The following is a 23,004-nucleotide window of genomic DNA, read 5'->3' as shown; positions in this document are numbered from 1 at the left end:
GCGGGCGTGATATCGGTATCGCGCCCGCCGCTGCTAGGTCGGTAGATCGGTGAGCGGCCGCAGGTGCCGCACGCGGCCGTCCCAGTGCACCCGGGTCGTCACAGCCGTTCCGTCGCCGAGCCGGCGGACCTCGTAGACGTCGAGTTCGGGTACCTCGGGCACACAACCCCACAGCGCGTGCCCGGTCATGACGAAATCGATGTCCTGCCGTACGAGCAGGCCCATCAGTTCACCGATCGTCGGATCGTCGATCTTGGCAAACGCGTCGTCGAGCAGCACCAGCCGCAATGCGGTACCGGTGTCGGGAAGACCCGAGAGATAGCCGTCCGCCGCGGCGAACAGCGAGACGTACGACACGAAGCGTGTCTCGCCCTGGGATATCTTGGCGCGCGCGGAGATCCGCCGCTCCTGGTCCGGTCCGGGACCGACGATCGTGACCTCGACCTCGTGCCAGCGCCGGTAGTCCAGTGCTTGCGACAGGTGCAGCGCGTACCCGGCGGACGGGTCTGCGACGTGCGCGGACTCCACCCGGCGGCGCAGCATCTCGACCAGTTCGGCCGCATCCTCGGCCGAGCGGTCGGTGTCGGTGAGCAGTCGCGTCATGCGAGCCGCGTCGGTGTCCTCACCGCCGGGTCGCCACTCGATCCGCACGCCGATCCCGTGCGTCGTGCGGCTGTCGGCGAGACTGTCGTTCATCGCCGCGATCAGCTGCCGTGCCCGGTCGATCCGCCGGCGCAGTTCGTCGGCCACACCGCCGAGCACGAAGCCGGTGAACACGTCGTGCTCACGTTGCGACAGGACCCGGCGGCCCTCCTCGACCTGCCGGGTGAGTGCGGCCGAGACACCCGCAGGTGTGCTGTCGTCGACCGCTCCAGCGATCCGTACGCGATGGGCACCGTGCGTCACCGTGTGCTCGACGTCGAAGCGCGCGGTGATGTCGCGGTCGAACTGCTGCAGCGCGACCAGCATCGCGTTCTCGTCGATTCCGGTGCGTGGCGGCAGCGTGGCCGAGAGGTGCCCGGCCACCGAGAGCACATGATCCGGATCCTCGAGGTGGACGGGAGGGAGCAGCGTCCGCGAGGACACAGCGGCCGGATCGGGATCTTCCTCGAGCGCGGCGCGCAGCTCGGGCAGCTGCAGGTGCGCGGCGAGCAGTTCGGCGGCCGCGGCGAGTTCGCGACGGTCACGGTCGAGCCGCTCGCGCGCTGCCGCGCATCGTTGCAGCACCTCCGCGACGGCACGGCCGAGGTGCTCGCGATGAGCGACCGTGCGCCGGAACTGCTCGTCGGCACGTGCCCGTTCGGTCTCCGAGTTACGCAGTTCCCGCGCCAGGTCGCTTGCGTCGACGTCCACGGCCGCGGTCTGGGCTGCGACCACCGCGGCCTTCGCGTGCCATTCGTAGCGGCACGATTCGGCGATCTCCTCCGCCTCGATCCGCTCGGCCGTGGCCTGCGCGCACCGCTCGGCGACATCCGTGAACCGGGTGTGTGCGGCGAGGACGTCACCGAGAGCGCGGGCCAGTTCGGCGCACAGCGCTTCGGCGGAGGCACATCCGGCGACCAGCGCCTCGAGTTCCGGAACCTCACCGGGCACGCCGAAATGCGCGCATGCGGTGCGATGGGCGTCGAGGTCGGCGCTCCATCGGGCGCGCAGCACCGTCGCCTGATCGCGCAGCTCCACCGCCGTGTCCGCCGCGGAACGCACGCGCTCGTACGCGTGCCGACGTCGTTCGAGCGCGGCTCGCAGCGCGTGCGAGGTCGGTGCGGTCGACAGGTGGGCGTCGATCTCCGCCCGCCGGTGCGCCGCGTCGGGGAAGTCGACGCGCAGCTGTTCCGTCGCGAGGTCGATCCGGATGAGTTCGGCACGGATCTCGTCGAGGCGCACGCGGCGGGCCGCGGTGGCGGCCTCGCGGGCCGCCCTGCCGATGAAGCGCGGGGTCTCGGCGGTGTGCCGTCCACGCAGAACACCGTTGTGCCAGCGGCCGTCCCGCGAGACCGAGGCCACAGCGGTGGCGTCCTCGAAACCGATCGTGTTCAGGACGGCGTCGATCGCCGACCGCGGTACGCCGGCGTCGAGGTCGGGACGCAGGACCGTCGCCAAGGGCTGCGTCGGTGGTTCGCCGCGCGGCGAGACGAGGACCTGGCCGCCGAGTGCACGTAATCGGCCCTCCCCGTCGACCGTGGCGGTGAGGAAACCCGCGGCGAGCAACGCGGCTTCGATTCCGGCGCGGTCGTCGTCCCCGAGGGTGTCGACGAATTCCACTGCCTGCCACAGTGGGGCACCGTCGGTGCGCACGTGCCAGGGCGCCTGCTCGGGTCCCTCGCCTGCTGCTTCGAGCGCCGCCTGCTCCCGGACGAGGTGCTCGCGTGCGATCCGTGCGTCGCGTTCTCGACTCTCCCGCTCGTCCGGGGCGTTGTGGAGGTAGCTCAGCGCGGAGCGCGCGGCGGCCGCCGGTAGCGAATCCAGCTCCGCGAGTGCCGGATCGAGGTCGACACCATCGGAGCCGGTGTCGGCCGGCGCCGTGTCGATCAGCACGTCGAGCTGCGTGGACAGTCGGCGCATCAGAACGACCCGGTCCCGGTCGAGTTCCGGCAGCAACGCCGTCGTGCGGTCGGCGGTGATCCACTCGCGCCACCGGTGCTGCAGACCGGCGGCGACCGCGCCGACACCGGCATCCGTCTCGGCGGCTTCGACCGCACGGTGTTCGGCGTCGTGGGCCGCGCGGTCGGCGGCCGCCTCGGCCTCCCGGACCGCGTGCGCGGCGGCGTCGAGACGACGCGCCTCGAGCAGTCGCCGGTCGGCCTGGTCCCGCCTGCGACGGGTCGCCTCGGCGGCGCGCAGGACGGCATCCCGGGCGTCGCCGACCTGTCCGGGGTCGAGGGACACCGTCGCCACGACCGGCCTCACCACCTGCTCGGGGGTGTCGTGGACACCGGTCCGGACGGGTTCGAGCACGGCTGGTGGGTGGTCGACGGAGAAGTGCAGCGTAGCCGGCACGGTGTCGTGCGGAAGGCCCACCGCCGGCAGGTCGCGACCCGCCGTCGCGAGACGCCGCACGGCGCGCGTGACCACGCAGGTCAGTTCGTCGAGGACTCCGGCCGCACGGTCTGCGTCGCGGCGTTCCCGCAGGCGACTGCGTTCGGCCGCGGCGGCCGAGTGTTCGGCCGCGCGGTGGAGCGCATCGACGGCGAGCTGCCGCTGCGCGAGATCGTCCGCCGCTCGGAACAGCGCGTGGGTTTCGAGTCCGCGGATCGCGCGGTCGAGTTCGGCCACTTGATCGCGGCGCTCCCGGAGACGGGTGTCCGCGGCAGCGACCTGGGCATCGAGGTCGGTCGCCTCGGCCTCCGCGGCGGCGAGTGCGCGTCGGGTCTCGACGACCCGCCGCGCGGCCTCGACAGCAGCGTCGGCGTCGGCGCGAAGCAGATCCGCCGCATACCGTAGGTACACCTCGTGGAAGCGCAGCACGTGCGCGTGCGCCGTCTCGAGGCGGATCTGTTCCCGACGGGTCTCGCCGAGCAGGTCGAGGCGACCTCCGGCCTCGGTGAGCATGTTCTCCGTCAGCGGTGGCAGCGCGTCCGACAGGATCTGTGGAAGGTGACCCTCGTCGATCCGGTTGCCGACGTCGGGCGAGCGCAGGGTGTGCAGAAGTTGGAGCAGACCGTCGTAGCGGTCGCGTCCGCTCTCACCGTGCAGCCCGAACACCAGTCTGCGGACCGTCTCGCGATGCCGCTCCGGGTCGCGGGTGAGATTGTCGGCGCCGACGAGGTCGGTGAGCCGCTCGCGCGAGAGGGGGGCGCGAAGGTCGTCGACGAGACGCAGGTCGGTGCCGACCCGCAGGGGCGTCGTGAAGAAGTACGCCTCGCTGCGACGTGCGTCGGAGCGATGGCGGATCTGAGCGCCGATGGTGAGATGCCCACTGGGACGCGCCAGTTCGAGCCACAGATATCCGACACGATCCGTCGTATCCGGGGCTCCGGTGCGCATGAGTTCGTCCAGATCGACCTTCGCGGCACCCGTCGCGTCCATGCGTCTGCGGTCGCCGTCGAGCAGGAACGGCAACAACATCTCGAGGGCGCGGGACTTGCCGGATCCGTTGGTGCCGCGCAGGATCATCCGCCCCCCGGACAGGACGAACTCGACGTCCAGGTAGTGCCAGACGTTCACGATCCCGGCGCGGTGGAGACGCCAGCGATCCGGGTAGCGGGGTGGAGGGTTCCCGTCGCCGGCGGACGAGTCGGGCAAGTGGGTCATCGACAGTGGCTTTCGGCGGAGACGGGACGGTAACGGGCGGAGGGTGCGGTCAGTTCGAGTCCGTCCTCGTGCGGGCGCGCCAAGCCGAGACGAGTGAGCAGGGCGACGACGTCGCGGCGCAGGAGTGCGAGGTCGCGGACGTAGGTGCTCTTCCACGTGCGGGAATGCGAGGCGGCGAGCTCGCCGAGGGTCGAGTCGAGGGTCTGCGCGTCGATGTGCAGTGTGGCCGCCGCCCGATCCCCGAACCGTCCGACGAGTTCGGACACGAGCAACAGGCAGGCATGCCGCAGGGTCCCCGATCCCGGGAAGGCGTCGTCGGTGAGTACGCCGGCCGGGTCGTATGCGATCGCACCTTCGGCACGCACCTCGAGGACGAGACCGAAGTCCTCCTCCAGCATCCGGGCGAGTTCGTGGCGGTCGCGGGCGAGTATCGCCGCCGACTCGTCGTCCAGTTCGTCGCGCGCGACGAACGGATCCTCGACGAGCCGCCGGTACAGGCGCCGGCCCGCGGGCTCGTGCTCGTGGCGTGTGAGTGCGGCCGCAGGCCCGGGCATCTCGTGCAGAGGAACGTCGAGCAGGTGGGGGAGCAGGTCGCGATGGATCCGGAGATGGGGAACGTCGCCGTTCTCCTCGTCGACCCGATCGGACTCGGTGATCACTCCCCATTCCTCGAGGATGCGCAGGACGGCAGCGAAGTTCCGCTCCTCGGACACCGGGTCGCCGAACACGATGCCGTTCTCCCGCGCGTCGGCGCGCACCTGTTCCAGCAGACTGCAGACGGACACTCGGTCGCCGGCCCCGGGTTCGAGCAGTGCCGCGCACACGAGTGCGAGGCACGCGTAGGTGATCGCGCCGAACTCGGTGCCGTCGGCGTGCCGAAGGGCGCGGTGCGGTGCCATGGGTTCGAGCGGTGCCTTGAGGAGACGGACGAAAGTCGGTTCGACGACGAGGCGGTATCCGAGCCGGTCGGCGAACATCGACTTCAGGGGTGGCGCGTGACGTCGTACGAGGTCGAACGTCTCACGGTCGCCGGCGGCGGTGACGATCGGCTGCTGCAGCAGTGCTCGCGCGGCGTCGCGGCGGCCGGAGGCATCCAGCGATGCCGCACCCGGATGCGAGGTGCTCACGGGGTCACCGCGCCGGGGTCGAGCGATTCTGTCGCCACAACGCGCAGTGACAGACCGTGCACGGTGAGATCGCCGTCGGGGCAGTGCACCACCGTGTCGGCACCGGGCTCGGCCGTCAGCGACAGCCCGAGATCGGGATCGTCCACGTACACCGGCCCCTCGACGGTTCGGTAGCCCGCGAGTGCTGCGGCGAGGACGCCGAGGACTACGTCCCGTGCCTGCGTCGACAGGTGCGCGCCGTGCAGGTCGCCCGCCGAACTCAGCTCGGCGACGGCGTCGGCGCGTCGACGTGACTCGTGCCGGGCGAGTTCGTCCGCTCGGACCCGACCGGGCAGCGAATCGGGGAGACGCCCGATACCTCCTCGGGACGAGTTGTCGCCGCGTTCGCGCAGCGACACCGGCACCACGACGGGAGCGGCCCGCCACCACGATGTGCCTGCGCCGACGCGAGGGTCGGTCTCGTCGGGACCGAGCAACAGGTGCCGGCTCGGGAAGGTGCCGAAGGTCGCGGCGAACACGCGGTGGGCCTGCTCGTCGGAGGACTCGGCGAACCACCGTGCCAGGCGCAACAGATCCGCGCGGTGCGAGAAGCCCGGCGTGCTCGCCGTGACCCGTCGTGTGCGCGCGAGCAGCCGGCTCAGCGCCGACGCCGCCGCGTCGCGCATGCGTCGCGGGCCGGAGTCCTCGGCGTACCACTGCGCCAGTGCCTCCCAGTCGGCGCGACGTCGACCGGGGGAGCGGACCGGAACGGTGTCCGACTGCTCGGCCCCGGGCAGGCCGAACTCGGGCAGGGCGGTGAGCAGGGAGTCCAGCCGTGGTTCCAGCCGAGCCAGTCTGCTCGTGACGAGTGGGGCGAGACGCTCGACGTCCGAACCGATGACGTCGACGTAGTCGAGGAGCAGGTGCTTGGTCTCCGTGTAGTCGTCGACGCCCCCTGTGTCTTCGAGACGGCCGAGGATCCCGGCGAGATGCGAGTAGAAGTCGGCGACGCTGTCCGTGAACAACCGGTGGTGTGCGAATACGGCGGTGACCTGCGCGGCCAACTCGTCCCGGTCGAGCACGACCCCGTCGCCGACCAGCAGTTCGTCGATCCGGCCGAGTGCGTCGGCCACACACCCGAGCGACTCGCGTGCGACCTCGCGCACTCCGTCGGAGGTGTCGAGCAACCTGCCGACCTCACGGTGCACCCGTACTCCGGCCGGTGTCGGCCGGTACCGGGCACGATCCCTGACGTCGGTGGAGACCACGTCTCCGACATCGGTGGAGACCGCGCCCCGGACGTTCCGCCGGTGGGATCCACCCTCGGTGCCCGCGTCGTCGCGTTCCCCGGCCCGGCCCGCGAGCGCGAGGTTCCCCCATCGGACCAGCCGATGACACCGGGCGTCGACGACCGCGATGTCGAGTGTCGCGCCCCGCGCCGCGCACGAGGCTGCGATGTCGGCCGCGGACAGATCCGCGAGCAACAGGCCGGTGAAGCTGTCCATCACCGCGAGGTACTCGTCCGCTTCGTCGGCGACGAGGTAGCGGAACAGGTCGCGACCGGTGTGTCCGCCCATCCGACCTCCTCTCCCGCGTGCCGACGCCGTACGGTCAGACAGGCTAGCCCGGTGATCGCGGAGCAGGGCGGGCGAGTTCGCCGAGCGCGGGCACGGACTGTGAAGAGGCAGACCGGGATCGGCCGGACACGGAGTGGATTCGTGCCCTGCCTCACTCGTGTTTATAGTTGCCCTGTGCAACACAATCGGCAGGCCCGGCCGCCGTCCGCGGACGGCGTTGCCCGCGTATACGAGGAGTTCGTACACCTCGTGCGCTTCCTGACGTCCGGAGCGCGGACGCAGGACAACGGTCTCTCGCTGGTCCAGCATTCGCTTCTCGGCTTCATCTCGCGAAATCCGGGCTGCCGTGCCACCGACATATCCGAGGTCTTCGGTGTCCACCGCTCGACCGTGTCGCGCCAATTGCGGCACGCCGTCGATGTGGGCTGGGTCGAGGCGGGGACGGGTCCGGCACGCGCCGGTCATCCGCTTCGACTCACCGACCACGGAGCGGCGGTTCTCGAAGGTGCCGTCGTGCGTCGTCTCGACGACGTCCGCGCCGGCCTCGAGGGCTGGGACGAGAACGACCTCGACCGCTTCGTGGACCTCCTGCGCCGCTTCCGCGCAGGAATCGATTCCGATGACCGGACTCCCGACCAGAACGATGGAGATTGCAGTGCGTGAGTACTCGACCCCGGCCCCGTTCACCATCGGTGACGACGAATCGGTCGTCCACACGGTGTTCACCCATGCGGAGAAGACTCCGCATCGAGTGATGTACTCCCGGCCGCAGGGTGACGACTGGGTCGCGGTCACCGCGCAGCAGTTCGCCGACCAGGTGAAGGCCGTCGCCAAGGGCCTGATCGCGAACGGCGTCGAGCCCGGCGATCGCGTCGCGTTGCTGTCGGCCACCCGGTACGAATGGTCGTTGTTCGACTACGCGATCTGGGCGGCGGGCGCGGTATCGGTGCCGATCTACGACTCGTCGTCCACCGAACAGATCCGCTGGATCCTCCAGGACTCCGAGGCCGTCCTCGCCGTCGTCGAGACCGCGCGGCACGAGAAGCTCTTCGTCGACATGCCCACCACGCTGCGTCGCATCCTGCAGATCGAGGACGGGGCCGTGAACACCCTCGCGGCCGACGGCGCCGACGTCGACGACGCCGAGATCACCGCGCGCCTGTCCGCAATCCGCTCCGACGGACTGGCCTCCCTCGTCTACACCTCGGGGACCACCGGGCGTCCCAAGGGGTGCATGCTCACCCACCGCAATTTCCTCGCCGAGGTCCGGTCGATCCTCACCTCGGACGTCGGTGTGGTCGCCAAGCCCGGCAACCGGGGCCTGACCTTCCTGCCCCTCGCACACGTTCTCGCCCGCGCCGTGTCGCTCGCACTGTTCGAAGCCGGAGCCGCGCAGGCGCACTGGTCGGACTTCTCGACCGTGTCCGCGCAGTTCGCGCGGTACTCGCCCAACATCATCCTCGGTGTGCCCCGCGTCTTCGAGAAGGTGCGCGACGCGGCAGCGGCCAAAGCTGCGGCAGGCGGTCCGGTCAAGGCAGCGATCTTCGAGTTCGCGGAGCGTACCGCCATCGCCTACAGCGAGTCGCTCGACCAGGGCGGACCGACGCTGCTGTTGAAGGCCGAGCGCACTGTCGCCGACAAGCTGGTCTTCTCCAAGCTGCGTCAGGCCATGGGCAACGAATGCTGGTACGCGATCTCCGGGGGCGGTGCCCTGAGCCCTCGCCTCGGTCACTTCTTCCGCGGCGTCGGCGTGCCGATCTACGAGGGCTACGGCCTCACCGAGACCACGGCCGCACACAGCGTGAACACGCCCGGCTCGCAGAAGATCGGTACCGTCGGACGCCCCATGGGCGGGAACTCGGCGCGTATCGCCGACGACGGCGAGATCGAACTGCGCGGAATGGTCGTCTTCGACGGTTACTGGCGCAACGAGGAGGCCACCGCCGGCGCCTTCGACGACGGTTGGTTCCGCACCGGTGACCTCGGTTCGCTGGACGAGGATGGATACCTGTCCATCACCGGACGCAAGAAGGACCTCATCATCACCGCCGGCGGCAAGAATGTCTCGCCCGGGCCGATCGAGGACCGCATGCGGTCGCACACCCTCGTCTCCCAGGCCGTCGTCGTCGGCGACGGTCGCAGCTTCGTCACCGCTCTCGTGACCGTCGACCCGGACGTCTTCGAGAACTGGAAGACCGAGAACGGCAAGCCGGCCGGTGCGACGATCGCGGACCTGCGCCACGATCCCGCGCTGCGGGACGCGATGCAGACCATCGTGGACGACGCCAACACGCTCGTCTCGCACACCGAGGCGATCAAGAAGTTCGTCATCCTCGACCGCGATCTCACCGAGGAATCCGGGGAGCTCACCCCGACGCTGAAGATCAAGCGCAACGTCGTCACCGAACGTTTCGCTCACGAGATCGACGCCCTGTACGCGAAGTGACGCCCTAGGGACTTGTTCTCCCGCCGCGACCGCCGATCCGACGCCCGGGTCGGCGGTCGCGGCATTCGGCGACATCACCGCCGCGGTCGCGGCATGCGGCGACATCACCGCCGCGGCCGCGGCATGCGTGGGACGGTGTCACTCCGCCGGTGAGATGTCTCCGGACACCGCGCGCGCGAGCCTCGCGAATCCGTCGTGCTCGACGAGGTCCTCGACGAGGACGACCTCGCCGCGCGCATCGGCGAGCGGAACCCGCCAGTTCGGATACTCGTCGACCGTGCCCGGCTGGTTCTGGCTGCGGCGCTCGCCGGTCACATCGGCAAGTGAAACACCGAGCAGCGCAGACGGACTCGCCGCGATCACCCGGTGCAGTGCCTCGACCTGCCTGCCGACGTCGGTCTCACCCTCGTCGAGCAGGCCCCGCTCGACTGCCAGCGCCAGAACCGAATCGCGTTCGGTTGCCGCATCGGCGAGTTCGGTGTCGAGATCGCCCTCGAGCAGACCGAGCTCCGAACGCAGCCGGATGTGGTCGCCCGCCAGATACCCCGCCGTGGGCGCAAGGTCGTGCGTGGTCACCGAGGTCAGGCACAGGGAGCGGTAGGTCTCGGGCTCGCGAGGGGAGTCCTCGTCGCGTTCGAACCACAGGATCGACGTACCGGCGATGCCGCGCTCGGCGAGATACTCCTGCACCCACTCCTCGAAGACCCCGAGGTCCTCACCCACGACCACGGCACCGGCGCGATGTGCCTCGAGCGCCAGGATGCCGACGAGTGCCTCGTGGTCGCTGCGGACGTACGCGCCGTCGGCCGGCGACATCCCCTCCGGCACCCACCAGGTGCGGAAGAGTCCCAGGATGTGATCGGCCCGGACGCCACCCGCGTGCCGCAATGCCGAGCGCACCACATCCCGAAAGGGGATGTATCCCAGCTCCGCGAGACGATCCGGCCGCCACGGCGGCTGATTCCAGTTCTGGCCGTTGCGGTTGAAGTCGTCGGCGGGGGCACCCACCGTGACGCCCGTGGCCAGCGCGTCTCCCAACGTCCACGCGTCGGCGCCGTGCGGGCCGACACCCACTGCGAGGTCGTGCACGATGCCGATCTCGGAACCTGCCGCGAGCGAGGCGGTGTGAGCCGCCGCGAGCTGCTCGTCGCACAGCCACTGCAGCCACCGGTGGAAGTCGATTCGAGATTCGAGCCGCTCGCGCAACCGGTCGACCTTCGGGTCGTCCGGGCTCGGCGCGCGCGACGCCCACCGGTCGGCGCGGTCGCCGAACTTCTCGTACAGGGCGCACCACAACGCGAAGTCGTCGAGGGCCTGCCCGCCCTCGGCGCAGAACGCCTCGTACCGTGCCCGCCGGGCGGGGCCGAGCGGCACCCGGTACACGCGTTCGAGGACGTCGAGCTTCGCGCGGAAGGTCGCATCGCGGTCGAGACGGCGCGCTTTCCGGTTCGCCTTCGCCGCGCGCTGTGCGTGCTCGTCGAGTTCCTTGCGGTGTTTCGCGGGGAGATAGGCCGTCTCCGGAACATCCTCGATGCGCAGGTACAGCGGGTCGACGAAGCGCCGAGACGACGGCAGATAGGGCGAAGGCTCGTGCGGGGGCACCGGCTCGGCCGCGTGCACGGGATTGATCAGGACGAAGTCGCCGCCGTATCCGGCCGTGATCGCCGCCAGATCCGCCAGGTCGGCGAAATCTCCGATACCCCACGACCGGCGGCTGCGCACCGAATAGACCTGTGCCGCAAGCCCCCACCGCTTCTTCTCGAGCAGCCGGTCGGCGGTGGACAGACGCCGTGGGGTCACCACGAGCTGCGCGGTGGCCTCGATGTCGTTGCTGCGCGCATGCACGACGTGCCAGCCGAGCGGCAGTCGCGGAACGGCGAACGTCGCGCGGCCCACGAGCCGGCCGTCGACCGTCCGCGGATCCACCCACACGTCGAGTTGCTCGACCTCGATCTCCGCGCCGTCCTCGGAGACCACCCACACCGACACGGGATCGCCGTGCGGCACGTGGACCGGGAACGTCCGGTCGTCGCCCTCGACGACCACGAGGGCGGGCGGCAGCATGCTGCGCCACGGGCGGTCGTCGAAGTCGGCGAGCGACGCCACGACGTCGTCGTCCGTCCCGGCCGGGACATCGAGCGCGGCGAGTATCCGCCGCAACGTCTCGTCGGAGACATCGTGGTCGAGTCCACCCCACCCGGTGTAGGTGGTGGAGACACCGTGCTTTCCGGCCAGTTCGCGCAGCTTCGCCGAGGACGTCACGGTCCTGAATCATGCCAGCAAAACGGCTCGGGGGCAGCGTGCGGAACATAGGGTCGACAGGGTGAGCGCTCTCGACATCGCGCACGGCGACATCACCACCATCGAGGTGGATGCGATCGTCAACGCCGCGAACTCCGCCCTGCTCGGAGGTGGCGGAGTGGACGGTGCGATCCACCGGGCCGGGGGCCCGGAGATCCTCGCGGCCTGTCGCGAACTCCGCGCGACCTCGCTACCCGACGGGCTCGAACCGGGCCGTGCGGTGGCAACTCCTGCGGGCCGTCTTCCGGCACGATGGGTGATCCACACCGTCGGTCCCGTGTGGTCGGCGCACGAGGACCGATCCGGGATACTGCGCTCGGCGTACCGCAACAGCCTGCTCGTGGCGCACGATCTCGGTGCCCGTACGGTGTCGTTCCCGCTCGTCTCGGCCGGTATCTACGGCTGGCCGCTCGAGGACGCCGCCCGGCAGGCCGTCACGACGATCCGGGAAACGCAGACGGCGGTGGAGACCGTCGTGCTCGTCGGCTTCGACTCGGCCGCCGTCGACGCGCTCCGTCGCGCCGTCTCCCGGTCGTAGTCCGTTCAGGCGTAGTCGCCGAAACCGTCGAAGAGGGTCGGTTCGTCGGGATTGTCGAACAGGGCGGGCTGCTCGGGCGCCGTCTCGCGGCCGGAACCCGACTTCGACGCTTGCCGGCCGGCCGGGTCGGGACCGTCCCCCTGCTCGAGGAACTGCAGCGCCTCGGCGAGCGACCGGCTCGTCGCCTCCCATTCGAGGGCTCGCGCCCGGGCCTCGCGAGCGCCGTCGGTGTTGAGCGCCGCTTCGCGGGTGTGCGACTCGCCGTCCCACCAGACCTGCAGTTCGGTGCTGATGGTGAGGAACCGCCGCAGCTGTTCGGGATTGCGATCGCCGATCGCCGCGACGGTGCTCGCTCCGACATCGGTGGAACCGTCGAGATGGAAGTCGCGCACCGCGAGCAGAGCCACCGGCAGATCGTCCTCGGCGTCGGGCAACTGCGAGACATCGCCCCAGGGCGGCTCGTCCGCGCCCGCCTGCGCTCCGTCGAATCCTTGATCGCGCAGCAACGCGCCGCCGATATGGGCGGCGAACGAACCGTCGACGGTGTCGAGGAACTGTGTGATCGTCTCGAGCGATCCGAGCAGATGGGCCGGCGCGAACGGCGCGGCAGGCACGTGGTCGACGATCGCGAGACGATCGTCGACCAGCACGAACTTCAGGTGCGGCCATCGACGGTTGAGGTCGGCGCAGATCTCGGCGGCCCGCGTGCGCCCGGTGATGGAATGGACGATCGGTGCGAACAGGTCGACGGTGCCGCCGCCCGGGCCGACACCGACGAACACCAGCACCCCGCCGACCCGCAGGACGAGATCGCCGTCCTCGTCCCAGGCGGGAAGATCGCCGATCCGCTCGTGCAGGGTGGATTCGATCAGTTCGCGGACGTGGTCGTCTCCGGTGGGCACGACCGCGAGCGGCACCTGCACAGCCTGTGTGCGCCCCGCGTCCGGTGTCTCGGGCACGAGGAACGACGTGAGATGGGCGACGGAACGTTCCGTCCCGAACGTCTCGGCCCGCAGGAAGAGGGGATGGGGAACACCCCACACCGAACGCAGGGCACGCACGGCGATCACGGCGAGCTGATCGGCCCAGCTTCCAGGACGGTCGATCCAGAAGGCCGGGGATCCGCCGTCCTCCGGATCGTCCGGTCCGCGGGAGGGCGCCTCCAGGCCGAGTTCGAGGAGCATCTGTTCGTCGACCGGCGTGAGATGCCGGTCGGGCGCGAGGTGAGCGTTGGAGGGCACCTCGCAGCGGACGAGCCGATCTCCCCACGCGTAGAACTGCACACACGGCCCCGCCGGACCGCCGGCTTCGTCGGTGAAGGGTTCGAGAACGAGGCCGTCGCCGTCGCTCATGGCCGCGACATGGTCGGCCAGGCGCGTGCGGAACTCGCGCCAGGCCGCATCGACGTCCTGGTCGAACCGGGTCTGCGCGTCGGCCATGATCGGACCCCCTTCTCTGTGCGGTCGAGCCGAGAGAAAGACTAGTCGCCGGCACCGACAGACCTTCCTTCGCTCGGTCGCACGAGCGACGGCTCGCCGGAACGCATGGTTCTCGCCCGGCGACGGCTCCCCGGAGTGTTCCGATCTCGGCGAGCGAAACCGTGTCGGTCCGTCCGGTGGTGGTCGAGCATCGACGCATGATCGACGCCGTCATCCGTCTCGTGCGGACACTGCCGGCCCGTCTCCCGGGAGTCCGGTCGGTGGATCCGTCCGCGTGGGACGCCGCAGCTCCGATCGGCGTGCCGGTATGCACTTCGGATGCGCTGGCGGACTACGCGATCCGGGTCTCGATATGAACGGTACGGACGGGACGGAGATCGACACCGACGTTCTCGTGCTCGGTGGGGGACCGGCCGGCACGTGGGCAGCGCTGGCGGCCGCCCGGGCCGGGAGCCGCGTGGTCCTCGCCGACAAGGGTTACTGCGGGACGAGTGGTCCGACCGCGTCCGGCGGCAACAACCTCTGGTACCTGCCCCCCGGACCCGAGCGTGCCGCGGCCGTCGACCGCCGCCACGCCGAAGGGGGACTGCTCTCCGAACCCGCCTGGATGCACCGGGTGCTCGACGAGACCTACCGGCGTGTCGACGACCTGGCCGTGAACGGGCGTTATCCCTTCGGCGTGGATCCGGAGACCGGACGGCGCCGGGGCAGCAGCCTGCAAGGGCCCGAGTACATGCGGCGGATGCGCCGCATGGTCCACCGCGCCGGGGTGCGCATCCTGGACCAGTCGCCGGCCCTGCAGTTGCTCGTCGACGCCGACGGGGTGGTGGCCGGGGCGACCGGGGTTCACCGCCGGCAGGGATACGAGTCGTGGACGGTACGTGCCGGCGCCGTCGTACTGGCCACCGGAGGATGCGCCTTCCTCTCCGGCAGCTTCGGTACCGACGTCGACACGGGCGACGGCCATCTGATGGCCGCCGAGGCCGGTGCCGAGTTCTCGGGCATGGAGTTCTCATCGGCCTACGCGCTCGCACCGTCCTGGAGCGGGCACACGAAGGGCCTGTTCATGCAGTTCGCGACGTTCTACGACGATCAGGGTGCGCGGCTCGGGGACGACCGCGCGACCGCCATGCGGTACCTGCTCGACGGCGTCCCGGTCCACGCCCGGCTCGACCGGGCGCATCCCGACCACCGCGACCTGATGCGACGCTCTCAACCCAATTACTTCCTACCCCTCGACAAGGCCGGGATCGATCCGTTCACCGAGATGTACCCGGTGCGGGCGGTGCTCGAGGGAACGGTGCGCGGTACCGGTGGCCTGCGGATCACCGGCACGGACTGTGGCACGTCGGTGCCGGGTCTGTTCGCCGCCGGCGACGTGGCCACGCGCGAGCTGATCACCGGTGGACGCAGCGGCGGAGGCAGTCACAACGGGGCCTGGGCGATGTCGTCGGGCTCGTGGTCGGGGGCGGCCGCCGCGGGGTTCGCCCGTCGACGCGGTGTCGCCGACGTCGCGCCACCGATCGGCGGGGTCGGCCTCGTGGGCGACCCGGATCGCGCCGCCACCCGGTCGATCATAGGTCTGGTGCAGGAGCACACGCTGCCGCTCGAGCGCAGCTTCCGGCGGACGGCGCGGAGTCTCGAGGACAGCATCGCCGCACTCGACGACGCGTGGACTGCGGCACCGGTGGTGCTGGGCGGCCGGGGCCGCGAATTGGTGCGGGCCCGGTCCGGTGCCGCGCTTCTCGCCGTGGCTCGATGGGTGAGCCACACCGCCCTCGCCCGTGCGGAGACGAGAGGCATGCACGTGCGCGCCGATCACGCGGACACCGATCCCGGCTTCCGGTACCGCCTGGTGACGAGCGGTCTGGACCGGGTGGACGTCCGTGCCGAAAGTGACCCTGCGGGCCGTGCCGAAAGTGACCCTGCGGGCCGTGCCGAAAGTGACCCTGCGGGCCGTGCCGAAAGTGACCCTGCGGGCCGTGCCGAGGGCCGGCCCGCACGACGAGGAGCGAGCCGATGATCGAGGTGATCGTCGCCGACCGGTGCATCTCGTGCGACATCTGCATCGCAGTATGTCCGACCGACGTCTTCGATCGTGGACCCGACGGGTTTCCCGTCGTCGCCCATCAGGAGGACTGCCAGACCTGTTTCATGTGCGAGGTCCACTGTCCCGTCGACGCCCTCTATGTGGCTCCGTACTCGACCGCAGTGGAAGAGAACTCATCACACCGCGATGTCGATGCGCTCACTGCCTCCGGCGAGTTCGGACGCTATCGGGCCGTCGTCGGATGGGGCCGGGGGAGACGCGCGGGGGCCCGGCAGGACCGTAACGACCTGTTCACCGGCCGGCCCTGAGGGCGGGTGCTGCGCGTGTGCAGCGCCGAATTCGAGGGCGGCCGAGGGAGCGGATCACCGTAGTTCACGCACGAAGCGGCCGATCTCGGCGATCGCCCGTCCGCTCTCCGGCACGACGCCCGCCGCTGCCTGGAAGACGTGCACCTGCTTCTCCCATACTTGGAGTTCCGCGGCCACACCGGCGAATTGCAGACGCCGGGCCATCAGCTCGGCGTCGACATAGGTCATCTCTTCGGATCCGGTCTGGATGAGCGCCGGGGGCATCTCCGACAGGTCGAGGTCGACGGGGGAGGCGACCGGTTCGGCACCTTCGCCGCCGAGCCGCTCGGCGCGCTCGACGAGGGTGGACAGCACGCCGACAGCGCGTCGCGGGAAGACTGCGCACTGGTGGGAGTTGGGATGGTCGAGCTTGCCCTGCGGATCGAGATCGGTGAGAGGTGAGAGCGCGACGGTGCCGGCCGGACGGCCGATGCCGAGGCGCACGGCCTCGTGGGCGACGGCGAAGGTGAGGAAACCACCGGCGGAGTCCCCGGCGATCACGACACGCTCGGCCGGGCAGCCGTGCGCCACCAGCCAGCGCAACCCGTCGAGTCCGTCCTCGACCGCGCGGCGGATCGGATGGCGGGGCAGCATGCGGTAACCGACCGCCAGGGCCGGTGCTCCGGTGGCGGCGGAGATGCGCGAGACCAGATGGCGGTGCGTGGAGAGACCGCAGCACAGGAACGCGCCGCCGTGCAGGTACAGGAGTGCGGTGCCGTGCAGGCCCCCTCGACCGACCGGGGCCGTGGCACCCGGCGCCCACACCAGTTCCGCCGGGCACGTCGGGAGATCGACGTGCCGGCGATGCGTGCCGGGCACCGGGACGAGCGGGAACGCCAGGCGGTCGATCATGGTCGTCGGCCAGGGAAGGGCCGGGGTGTAGGACCACGCCTCGATGAAGGGCCGTACGGTACGGCGCACGGAGAAGGACAGGGCGCGGGACTGTGTGCTCACACCCGCGAATTCGCGCGTGGGTGCGCGATGCGCGGGCGGAGGGAGCAACTCGGCGCGGGCGACGCTCACGACCGGCACCTCCTCGGTCGGCGCGGAGTCGTGGTCGGACCCGGTCGGTGGCTGCACGTACTCCGGATTTACGAGGATACGCCCGTTCATCCAGGTCGCGAGGGTCTGTCGAGCAATCGTTGTGGTCCTGATCTCAGGGTGATGATTCCGGGCGGAGGCGGGTTCTCGGCGATGTACCTTCTGTCAGGTACCGGCAGTGCAAAAAGTTTTCCGGACCTTCTGCACATTCCATACTTTTCGGGCCACACTGACTGTATGTTTCGACGTGCGGCGCGCGGCCCGGCGCCGCTCCGGGGGACGAGCGAAGGCGAGATGTTGCGGAAATTCGACGTTGCAGGCACGAGTGCCGACGAGATCACAGCGGAAGATCTGCCCCGGATGGTGGCGGATGCAGCGGCATGCGAACCCGGCCGGATCGCGGTGACCCACGGCGCGGACACCGTCACCTACGCCCGACTGAACAGCGAGGTCGTGAAGCTCGATGCGGCCATGGGGATCCTGCTCGGCCAGGCCTCGCTCGTGCCGATCGCGCTCGCGACCGTCTTCCCGGCGCTGGCCGACACGGCGCGTGGCGACCTGCGCGACGTGCTCGACGCGCTCGTGATCGATCTCGTCGAGTGTGTGGCACCCGAACCGCTCTCTGCAGCCGGCTGACGGACGGCCTCGCCATCCCTCATCATTGGTAGGTCGACGAACGACGAGATCTGTGCTGCACCGCGGCACCGGCTCGGGTGGGAGGCCCCGTGAAGGACGACACGCTCACCGTCGCCTGCAAGTACGGCGAGGTCCGCGGATATCGCGACGGAGAAGTCTACGTCTGGAAGGGCGTCCCGTACGCGGCTCCGACCGGACCTCGGCGGTTCCGGTCACCTCTGCCGCCCGAGCCGTGGGACGGAGTCCTCGACGGCGCGCGGTACGGACCCATCGCTCCGCAGAGCCGGCAGAGCCCGATCGGAATCGATCCCGAGATGACGTTGAGCGAGGACTGTCTCTCGCTCAACATCTGGGCACCACCGCCGGACGGGCACCGACGTCCGGTCATGGTGTGGATACACGGTGGCGCCTACGTGCTCGGGTACTCGGGGCAGAAGATCTACGACAGCCGAATGCTGTGCGAGAGCGGCGATGTCGTAGTAGTGACCATCAACTACCGGCTCGGTGCGCTCGGCTTCCTCGATCTGTCGTCGTTCTCCACCCCCGAAGCCGGATTCGAATCCAATGTCGGCCTCCGCGACCAGATCGCCGCCCTCGAATGGGTACGCGACTGCATCGCCGACTTCGGCGGCGACCCGGACTGCGTGACGCTCTTCGGCGAATCGTCGGGTGCCGGGTCGATCACCACGCTCATGACCGTCCCGCGGGCCGAAGGTCTGTTCCACCGCGCGATCGCCCAGTCGCCGCCCGCGACGTCCGTGTACGGCCGCGAACGCGCCGCGACGGTCGCCGAGCGTTTCCTCGAGATCCTCGCCCTGCCGCCGTCCCGGGCCGCCGAACTGCTCACCATGCCGGCCGACAGGCTGGTCGAGGCCTCGGAGGTACTCGTCGCCGAGACTCCGACGAAGGTGCCGGGCACACTCGCCATGACCCCGGTCGTCGACCGCGACCTCGTGCCGAAATATCCGGTCGCGGCCTTCAAGAAGGGTCTGTCGCATCGGATCCCGCTGATCATCGGCTCGAACAAGGACGAGCCGTCGATCTTCCGTTTCATGAAGTCACCGTTGATGCCCGTGGACGACACGGCGGTGCAGGCGATGTTCGCCGCCCTGGCCGACGACCGGACGGATCTGCTTCCCGAGCGTCTCGCCGAGATCGTCGCGGCGTATCCCGACCTGCCCAAGCCTGCCGGGGCGATGGCGCTCTCGCGCGACGCCGGTTTCCGCATGCCGGTGCTCTGGGTCGCCGAAGCGCACAGCGCGCATTCGCCGACCTGGGTGTACCGCTTCGACCACGCCACCCCGATGCTGAAGGCCGCCCGGATCGGTGCCGGTCACGCGACCGAGTTGCCGTATGTATTCGGTAATTTCGGCACGCTCGGCCGGGATCCGAGCTTCTGGCTCGGGGGTCGCAAGGCTGCCGGCGAGGTCTCCGGACGTGTGCAGCGGCGCTGGCTGGCGTTCGCGCATCACGGCGTGCCTGCGGCGCTGGACGGTTCGAAGCACTGGCCGCAGTACGAGGTGGAGGAACGCTCGACCCTGCTCATCGACTCCCCGGACAGGGTGGAATCGGATCCGGACGGTGAGATGCGCCGGATCTGGGGCACCGAGGTGATGGCGTTCACCTGAGGACCCCGGCTCGGGAGAACCCGGCTCAGTTGCGGTATTCGGGATGTTCGGAGACGAACTTCTCGACGTACGAGCAGGACGTGCCGATCTTCAGTCCCTGCTTCTCGGTCTCGTCGAGGGCGTACTTCACCACGATCCCGGCCAGACCCCGGCCGCGGAACTGCGGATCGGTGACGGTGTGGTCGAAGTCCCGCAGGTCGCCGTGCTGCGTGTAGTCGGCGTACGCCGCGAGATCGTCGCCGAGATAGAGCGCGAACCGGGACTTGTCGGCGTCGTGCTCGATCCGGGGTTCGGTGCCGTCGATGTTCTGCGTCATGATGTCACCGTACTCGGGGACCGTCCGGGAGGGGTGCCGACGACGATCGCGTCGTCGTCGGTCAATGCCACATGCTCGACTCTGTGCTCGCGCAGGTAGCTCAGGCACTGCCGGATTCCCTCGTCGGCGAGAGCCGATTCTCCGGCGTGCGGCACGATCGCGTGGCCGACCCAGCCGAGACCGTCCCATATCACCGGAATGCCGCACGTCGAGGCGACCTCACCGGGATCGTCGGAGAACTCGATGCCGCGCAGCGACGGCGTCGCGACGCAGGCCCCGGCGCTGTATCCGCCGTACACGAGACGGTTGCTACGTACCAGATCCGTGAGCACGGCGTCGCCGCCACTGCGGGCCAACTGCGCTCGCAGGACGAAGGTGTTGCCGCCGCGCACCCACACGGACGTGAAGCCCGACAGTCGCTGCCGCAACGAGCCGGGGTCGTCGAGGTGATCGCGCAGATCCACCTCCTCCGGAGCGAAGCCGAGCGAGCGCAACGGGCCCATCTCGCTCGTGACCGCCGCCGCCCGGGCCGTGGACGGCCACGCGTCGGCGGCGTTCGCGACGACCGCGATGCGTCCGGGTTCGCCCACCAGCCGGACGAAGGGCGCGGGATCGCTACCGAACCGGTAGGAGGACAGGAACAGTCGCACGACGTCAGATCGTGAACGCGAGGTTGTCGACGATGCGGCGTCCGACCTCGACGTCGCCGCCGAGGCAGATCTCGTCGATCCGGTCCTGCGCCCGCACGCGTCCGCCGGCGAGGCGCACGAACAGTCCCGAGTCCATCGTGATCGTCGTCGTGGCCGGAGCCGAGAGGGCCGGTACCTCGGTGGCCCGGCCGTGCACCTCGATATGGACGGTGCGCGCGAGGGGACCGGAGAGCTCGATCGTGATCCGCGCTCCCTCCGGAGCCTTGCCGCGCTTGCCCACGATGAACGGAACCGCGCCGAAGACCTCCGCCGACCCGAGTTCGGCGCGCGGACCGCCCTCGGTGCCCGTCCTGCCGAGCGCGTCGCAGATGTCGAGTTCGTGCAGCCAGCAGTCGAACACGCGGATCCGCATGAAGCGCCCGTAGGGCGCCGGTCCGACCGGGGTGTTCGACTGCTTCCCGAAGTCCTCCTGCGTCATCGCGTCGAGCTGGTCCGTGCGACGGGCGACGATCTGCCGGTAACGCTCGAGCACGTCCGCGCCGGGGACGGGACGCAGCGACTCCACCCACAACTCGTTGAAGGCCGCGATGTCGTTGCGCACGTGGGGAAGCGACCGCACGTCGCGTTCGACGCGCGGAGCCTCGACGCCCGCGAGCATCGACTCGGTGCCGATGAGATGCGCGGCGATGTCCTTGACGGTCCATCCCGGTAGGCAGGTGGCGGTGTTCCACGCGTCCTCGGTCGCTCCCGAGAGCAGTTCGTCGAGCGCGGCGAACTGCTCGAGCAGCAGCGGCCGGATCGTGTCGATCGGGAACTCGGCAGCGGAGCTGTCGGGGGAGGTGTCGGGCTGCGATGTCACTGGTGCTCCTCGGCGGTCAGGCGTTCGAGGCCGGCGCGGACGAGTGCCGCGGTGGTCTCCGGATCGTGGAGTCGACGGCGAACCAGACCGATACCCATCCGGACACGGTCGCCGTCCCAGCGGGGCAGCACGTGCAGATGCGTGTGGAAGACGGTCTGGAAGGCTGCTCGTCCGTCGTTCAGGACGAGATTGGTTCCGTCGGTGGCAAGTTCGGAACGGGCCATCGCCCGGGCGATCCGCTGTCCGGCGCGGAAGACGGCCGCACCCGACACCGGATCGAGATCCTCGAGCCGCGCCGCGTGCACGCGCGGGACCACGAGGAGGTGTCCGCGCGCGATCGGTCGGATGTCGAGGAAGGCCACGACCTCGTCGTCCTCGTACACCCGTGTTGCCGGGCCGCTGCCGTCGGCTATGGCGCAGAACACACAAGAACTCACCGGCTCACCTTAACGCGGTGTGCGGGTCCGGATCTTCAGCGCGTCGACGAGGGCCGGGAGTCCCACGGCTGCCGTCGTCCGCCAGGTGTGGTCGACCTGATCGCTGAGGCCGGTCTCGCGCGGATCGATCTCCACCACCGGCACGCCGTGGCTGCGCGCGAGCGACGGCAGGCCGGCGGCCGGATGGACGACTCCCGACGTGCCGACCACCAGGAGCAGATCGGCGTCTCGCAGGGACTCGGTCGCGGTCTCCCACGGTTCCTGCGGCAGCATCTCACCGAACCACACGACGCCGGGCCGCCCGGGGCCTCCACACGCGGGGCACGCAGGCGGATCGAGACGGGCGACGGGCTCCTCCGGCGGATCGGGAAGATCGACGGCCCGCTCGCACCGGCTGCACCGTGGGGTGAACAGGCTTCCGTGCAGATGGGTGACGTCACGGCTTCCCGCCCGTTCGTGGAGGTCGTCGACGTTCTGCGTCACGATCCGCAGGCGGACGGAGTGTGCCCAGTCGGCGAGGGCGCGATGTCCGGCATTGGGTTGCACGCCCCGGACGAGCGCGACCCGCCACTGGTACCAGGCCCAGACCGTCGCGGGATCGTCCGCCCAGGCCTCCGGTGTGGCGAGGGCGGTCGCGTCGAATTTCTCCCACAGTCCGGTCTGCGCATCGCGGAAGGTGGGCACGCCGCTCTCGGCGGACATCCCGGCGCCGGTCAGGACGGCGACGCGGCGGGCCGAGCGGGCGAGGTCGAGGACGGGGTCCGGCACGTTCATGGGGCTCAGGCTAAAGGCTCAGGTGGGGAAGGGACCGGGCTCGGGGTGCTCTCTGCCGCACCGCGGGCACGGCTCGTCGGTGGCGGTGAGCATCGCTCCACAGTCGGGGCACAGAAGGTGGAGCCAGCAGACCGGGTCGCCGCCCGTGTCGTCGGTGGTGCGCTCGTCGGCGGTCCCGTTCGCGGGTTTCTTTCCAGGTCCGGGACTCATCCGCGGCCTCCTACGCTTCCTGTCGCACGAGCGCAAAGCAGAGGTCCGGCGACCGGGTTCTGAATCGATTCCGAAGCATTCTGAATCGGTACACCGCTCCGTTCGGTATGCGTGTAGCGAATCTTTTTGCAATCGGTGCCCTTTCGCTCCGAAGGACGTTCCCGGAATTGTTCCGGGGCTCGACCCCGATAGTCCTCCACGGTCTTGCTCACCGGAGGAAAATGGCATTTGTGAGGTGAGCTGCCTCACAAACTTTCGTCATCTTGCTGTTCGGACTCGATTCAGATGATCCGACCAGGTTGCGGCCTCACAGGAGGGCACGGTAGGTCTGCTTAAGCCTTTCAGTGCATGACAGGCCGTCACATGGCCTTCGATAACGCATCTTTCGCCGCCGACCG

20 protein-coding genes are annotated in these 23,004 nt (G+C 69.9%); 8 read left to right on the top strand and 12 right to left on the bottom strand.

The genetic code is table 11. From position 1 onward, the window contains the following. Positions 1–33: 33 nt before the first annotated feature. From A8G18_RS09265 to A8G18_RS09255, 3 genes are read right to left on the bottom strand one after another with little or no spacing between them, the layout of a single operon-like run. On the bottom strand, positions 34–4,251 hold the full coding sequence (locus A8G18_RS09265; RefSeq protein ID WP_064063633.1) for a TIGR02680 family protein: 4,218 nt from the start codon (positions 4,249–4,251) through the stop codon (positions 34–36). Continuing rightward, entirely contained in the window at positions 4,248–5,378 is a 1,131-nt protein-coding gene (locus A8G18_RS09260) for a TIGR02678 family protein (protein ID WP_064063632.1), read from the bottom strand. The genes A8G18_RS09265 and A8G18_RS09260 overlap by 4 nt, the downstream gene beginning before the upstream one ends. Then, positions 5,375–6,934 carry a DUF2397 domain-containing protein gene (locus tag A8G18_RS09255; protein WP_064063631.1) on the bottom strand — a complete coding sequence of 520 codons (1,560 nt, stop codon included), beginning with the start codon at positions 6,932–6,934 and terminating at the stop codon, positions 5,375–5,377. The genes A8G18_RS09260 and A8G18_RS09255 overlap by 4 nt, the downstream gene beginning before the upstream one ends. Positions 6,935–7,108: 174 nt before the next feature. Between A8G18_RS09255 and A8G18_RS09250 the strand changes: the two genes are divergently transcribed. Both A8G18_RS09250 and A8G18_RS09245 read left to right on the top strand, forming a co-directional pair. Next, complete coding sequence (locus A8G18_RS09250) at positions 7,109–7,597, top strand: MarR family winged helix-turn-helix transcriptional regulator (RefSeq protein WP_016933116.1); 489 nt, start codon at positions 7,109–7,111, stop codon at positions 7,595–7,597. Beyond that, positions 7,590–9,380 (top strand): AMP-dependent synthetase/ligase, encoded by a 1,791-nt coding sequence (locus tag A8G18_RS09245; protein WP_016933115.1) that lies wholly within the window; start codon positions 7,590–7,592, stop codon positions 9,378–9,380. The genes A8G18_RS09250 and A8G18_RS09245 overlap by 8 nt, the downstream gene beginning before the upstream one ends. A gap of 138 nt (positions 9,381–9,518) precedes the next feature. On the opposite strand, the gene malQ is transcribed toward A8G18_RS09245, so the two are convergent. Further along, positions 9,519–11,642: a 4-alpha-glucanotransferase gene (gene malQ / locus A8G18_RS09240; protein ID WP_016933114.1), complete on the bottom strand. Its 2,124-nt coding sequence runs from the start codon at positions 11,640–11,642 to the stop codon at positions 9,519–9,521. 61 nt (positions 11,643–11,703) lie between these two features. On the opposite strand from malQ, the gene A8G18_RS09235 reads away from it, so the two are divergent. Beyond that, the gene (locus tag A8G18_RS09235) at positions 11,704–12,219 is read left to right on the top strand and encodes an O-acetyl-ADP-ribose deacetylase (RefSeq protein WP_016933113.1); all 516 of its coding nucleotides are present in this window, start codon (positions 11,704–11,706) and stop codon (positions 12,217–12,219) included. Between the two features lie 5 nt (positions 12,220–12,224). Here A8G18_RS09235 and A8G18_RS09230 read toward each other — a convergent pair whose 3' ends face one another. Beyond that, on the bottom strand, positions 12,225–13,658 hold the full coding sequence (locus A8G18_RS09230) for a T3SS (YopN, CesT) and YbjN peptide-binding chaperone 1 (RefSeq protein ID WP_064063630.1): 1,434 nt from the start codon (positions 13,656–13,658) through the stop codon (positions 12,225–12,227). A gap of 197 nt (positions 13,659–13,855) precedes the next feature. On the opposite strand from A8G18_RS09230, the gene A8G18_RS09225 reads away from it, so the two are divergent. The 3 genes from A8G18_RS09225 to A8G18_RS09215 are packed head-to-tail and all read left to right on the top strand — an operon-like array spanning position 13,856 to position 16,016. Next, positions 13,856–14,014, top strand: coding sequence for a hypothetical protein (locus tag A8G18_RS09225; RefSeq protein WP_245207814.1), 159 nt, complete (start codon positions 13,856–13,858; stop codon positions 14,012–14,014). Beyond that, complete coding sequence (locus A8G18_RS09220) at positions 14,011–15,681, top strand: FAD-binding protein (protein WP_064063628.1); 1,671 nt, start codon at positions 14,011–14,013, stop codon at positions 15,679–15,681. The genes A8G18_RS09225 and A8G18_RS09220 overlap by 4 nt, the downstream gene beginning before the upstream one ends. Further along, positions 15,678–16,016 (top strand): 4Fe-4S dicluster domain-containing protein, encoded by a 339-nt coding sequence (locus A8G18_RS09215; protein ID WP_064063627.1) that lies wholly within the window; start codon positions 15,678–15,680, stop codon positions 16,014–16,016. Before A8G18_RS09220 ends, A8G18_RS09215 begins: the two co-directional genes overlap by 4 nt. Before the next feature lie 54 nt (positions 16,017–16,070). Here A8G18_RS09215 and A8G18_RS09210 read toward each other — a convergent pair whose 3' ends face one another. Beyond that, positions 16,071–17,078 (bottom strand): alpha/beta hydrolase, encoded by a 1,008-nt coding sequence (locus A8G18_RS09210; RefSeq protein WP_245207813.1) that lies wholly within the window; start codon positions 17,076–17,078, stop codon positions 16,071–16,073. Positions 17,079–17,333: 255 nt separating this feature from the next. Between A8G18_RS09210 and A8G18_RS09205 the strand changes: the two genes are divergently transcribed. Beyond that, a complete protein-coding gene (locus A8G18_RS09205; RefSeq protein ID WP_245207812.1) occupies positions 17,334–17,732 on the top strand; it encodes a non-ribosomal peptide synthetase in 399 nt (132 codons plus the stop codon). 89 nt (positions 17,733–17,821) lie between these two features. Further along, entirely contained in the window at positions 17,822–19,360 is a 1,539-nt protein-coding gene (locus A8G18_RS09200) for a carboxylesterase/lipase family protein (protein WP_084421643.1), read from the top strand. Between the two features lie 25 nt (positions 19,361–19,385). Here A8G18_RS09200 and A8G18_RS09195 read toward each other — a convergent pair whose 3' ends face one another. From A8G18_RS09195 to A8G18_RS23190, 6 genes are read right to left on the bottom strand one after another with little or no spacing between them, the layout of a single operon-like run. Further along, on the bottom strand, positions 19,386–19,676 hold the full coding sequence (locus A8G18_RS09195) for a GNAT family N-acetyltransferase (protein ID WP_016932592.1): 291 nt from the start codon (positions 19,674–19,676) through the stop codon (positions 19,386–19,388). Further along, positions 19,673–20,326, bottom strand: a complete 654-nt coding sequence (locus A8G18_RS09190) for a Type 1 glutamine amidotransferase-like domain-containing protein (RefSeq protein ID WP_064063625.1) — start codon at positions 20,324–20,326, stop codon at positions 19,673–19,675. The genes A8G18_RS09195 and A8G18_RS09190 overlap by 4 nt, the downstream gene beginning before the upstream one ends. A 4-nt stretch (positions 20,327–20,330) precedes the next feature. Beyond that, the gene (locus tag A8G18_RS09185; protein ID WP_064063624.1) at positions 20,331–21,185 is read right to left on the bottom strand and encodes a maleylpyruvate isomerase family mycothiol-dependent enzyme; all 855 of its coding nucleotides are present in this window, start codon (positions 21,183–21,185) and stop codon (positions 20,331–20,333) included. Further along, positions 21,182–21,622: an HIT family protein gene (locus A8G18_RS09180; RefSeq protein ID WP_064063623.1), complete on the bottom strand. Its 441-nt coding sequence runs from the start codon at positions 21,620–21,622 to the stop codon at positions 21,182–21,184. Before A8G18_RS09180 ends, A8G18_RS09185 begins: the two co-directional genes overlap by 4 nt. 9 nt (positions 21,623–21,631) lie before the next feature. Then, entirely contained in the window at positions 21,632–22,396 is a 765-nt protein-coding gene (locus A8G18_RS09175; RefSeq protein WP_064063622.1) for an SIR2 family NAD-dependent protein deacylase, read from the bottom strand. A gap of 18 nt (positions 22,397–22,414) precedes the next feature. Next, positions 22,415–22,606: a hypothetical protein gene (locus A8G18_RS23190; protein WP_064063621.1), complete on the bottom strand. Its 192-nt coding sequence runs from the start codon at positions 22,604–22,606 to the stop codon at positions 22,415–22,417. Positions 22,607–23,004 lie beyond the last annotated feature (398 nt).

Source organism: Rhodococcus gordoniae (genome assembly GCF_001646655.1).
Lineage (GTDB): Bacteria > Actinomycetota > Actinomycetes > Mycobacteriales > Mycobacteriaceae > Rhodococcus > Rhodococcus gordoniae.
Note: the sequence above shows the minus strand (reverse complement) of the source record. Positions and strands in the feature narration are given on the sequence as shown.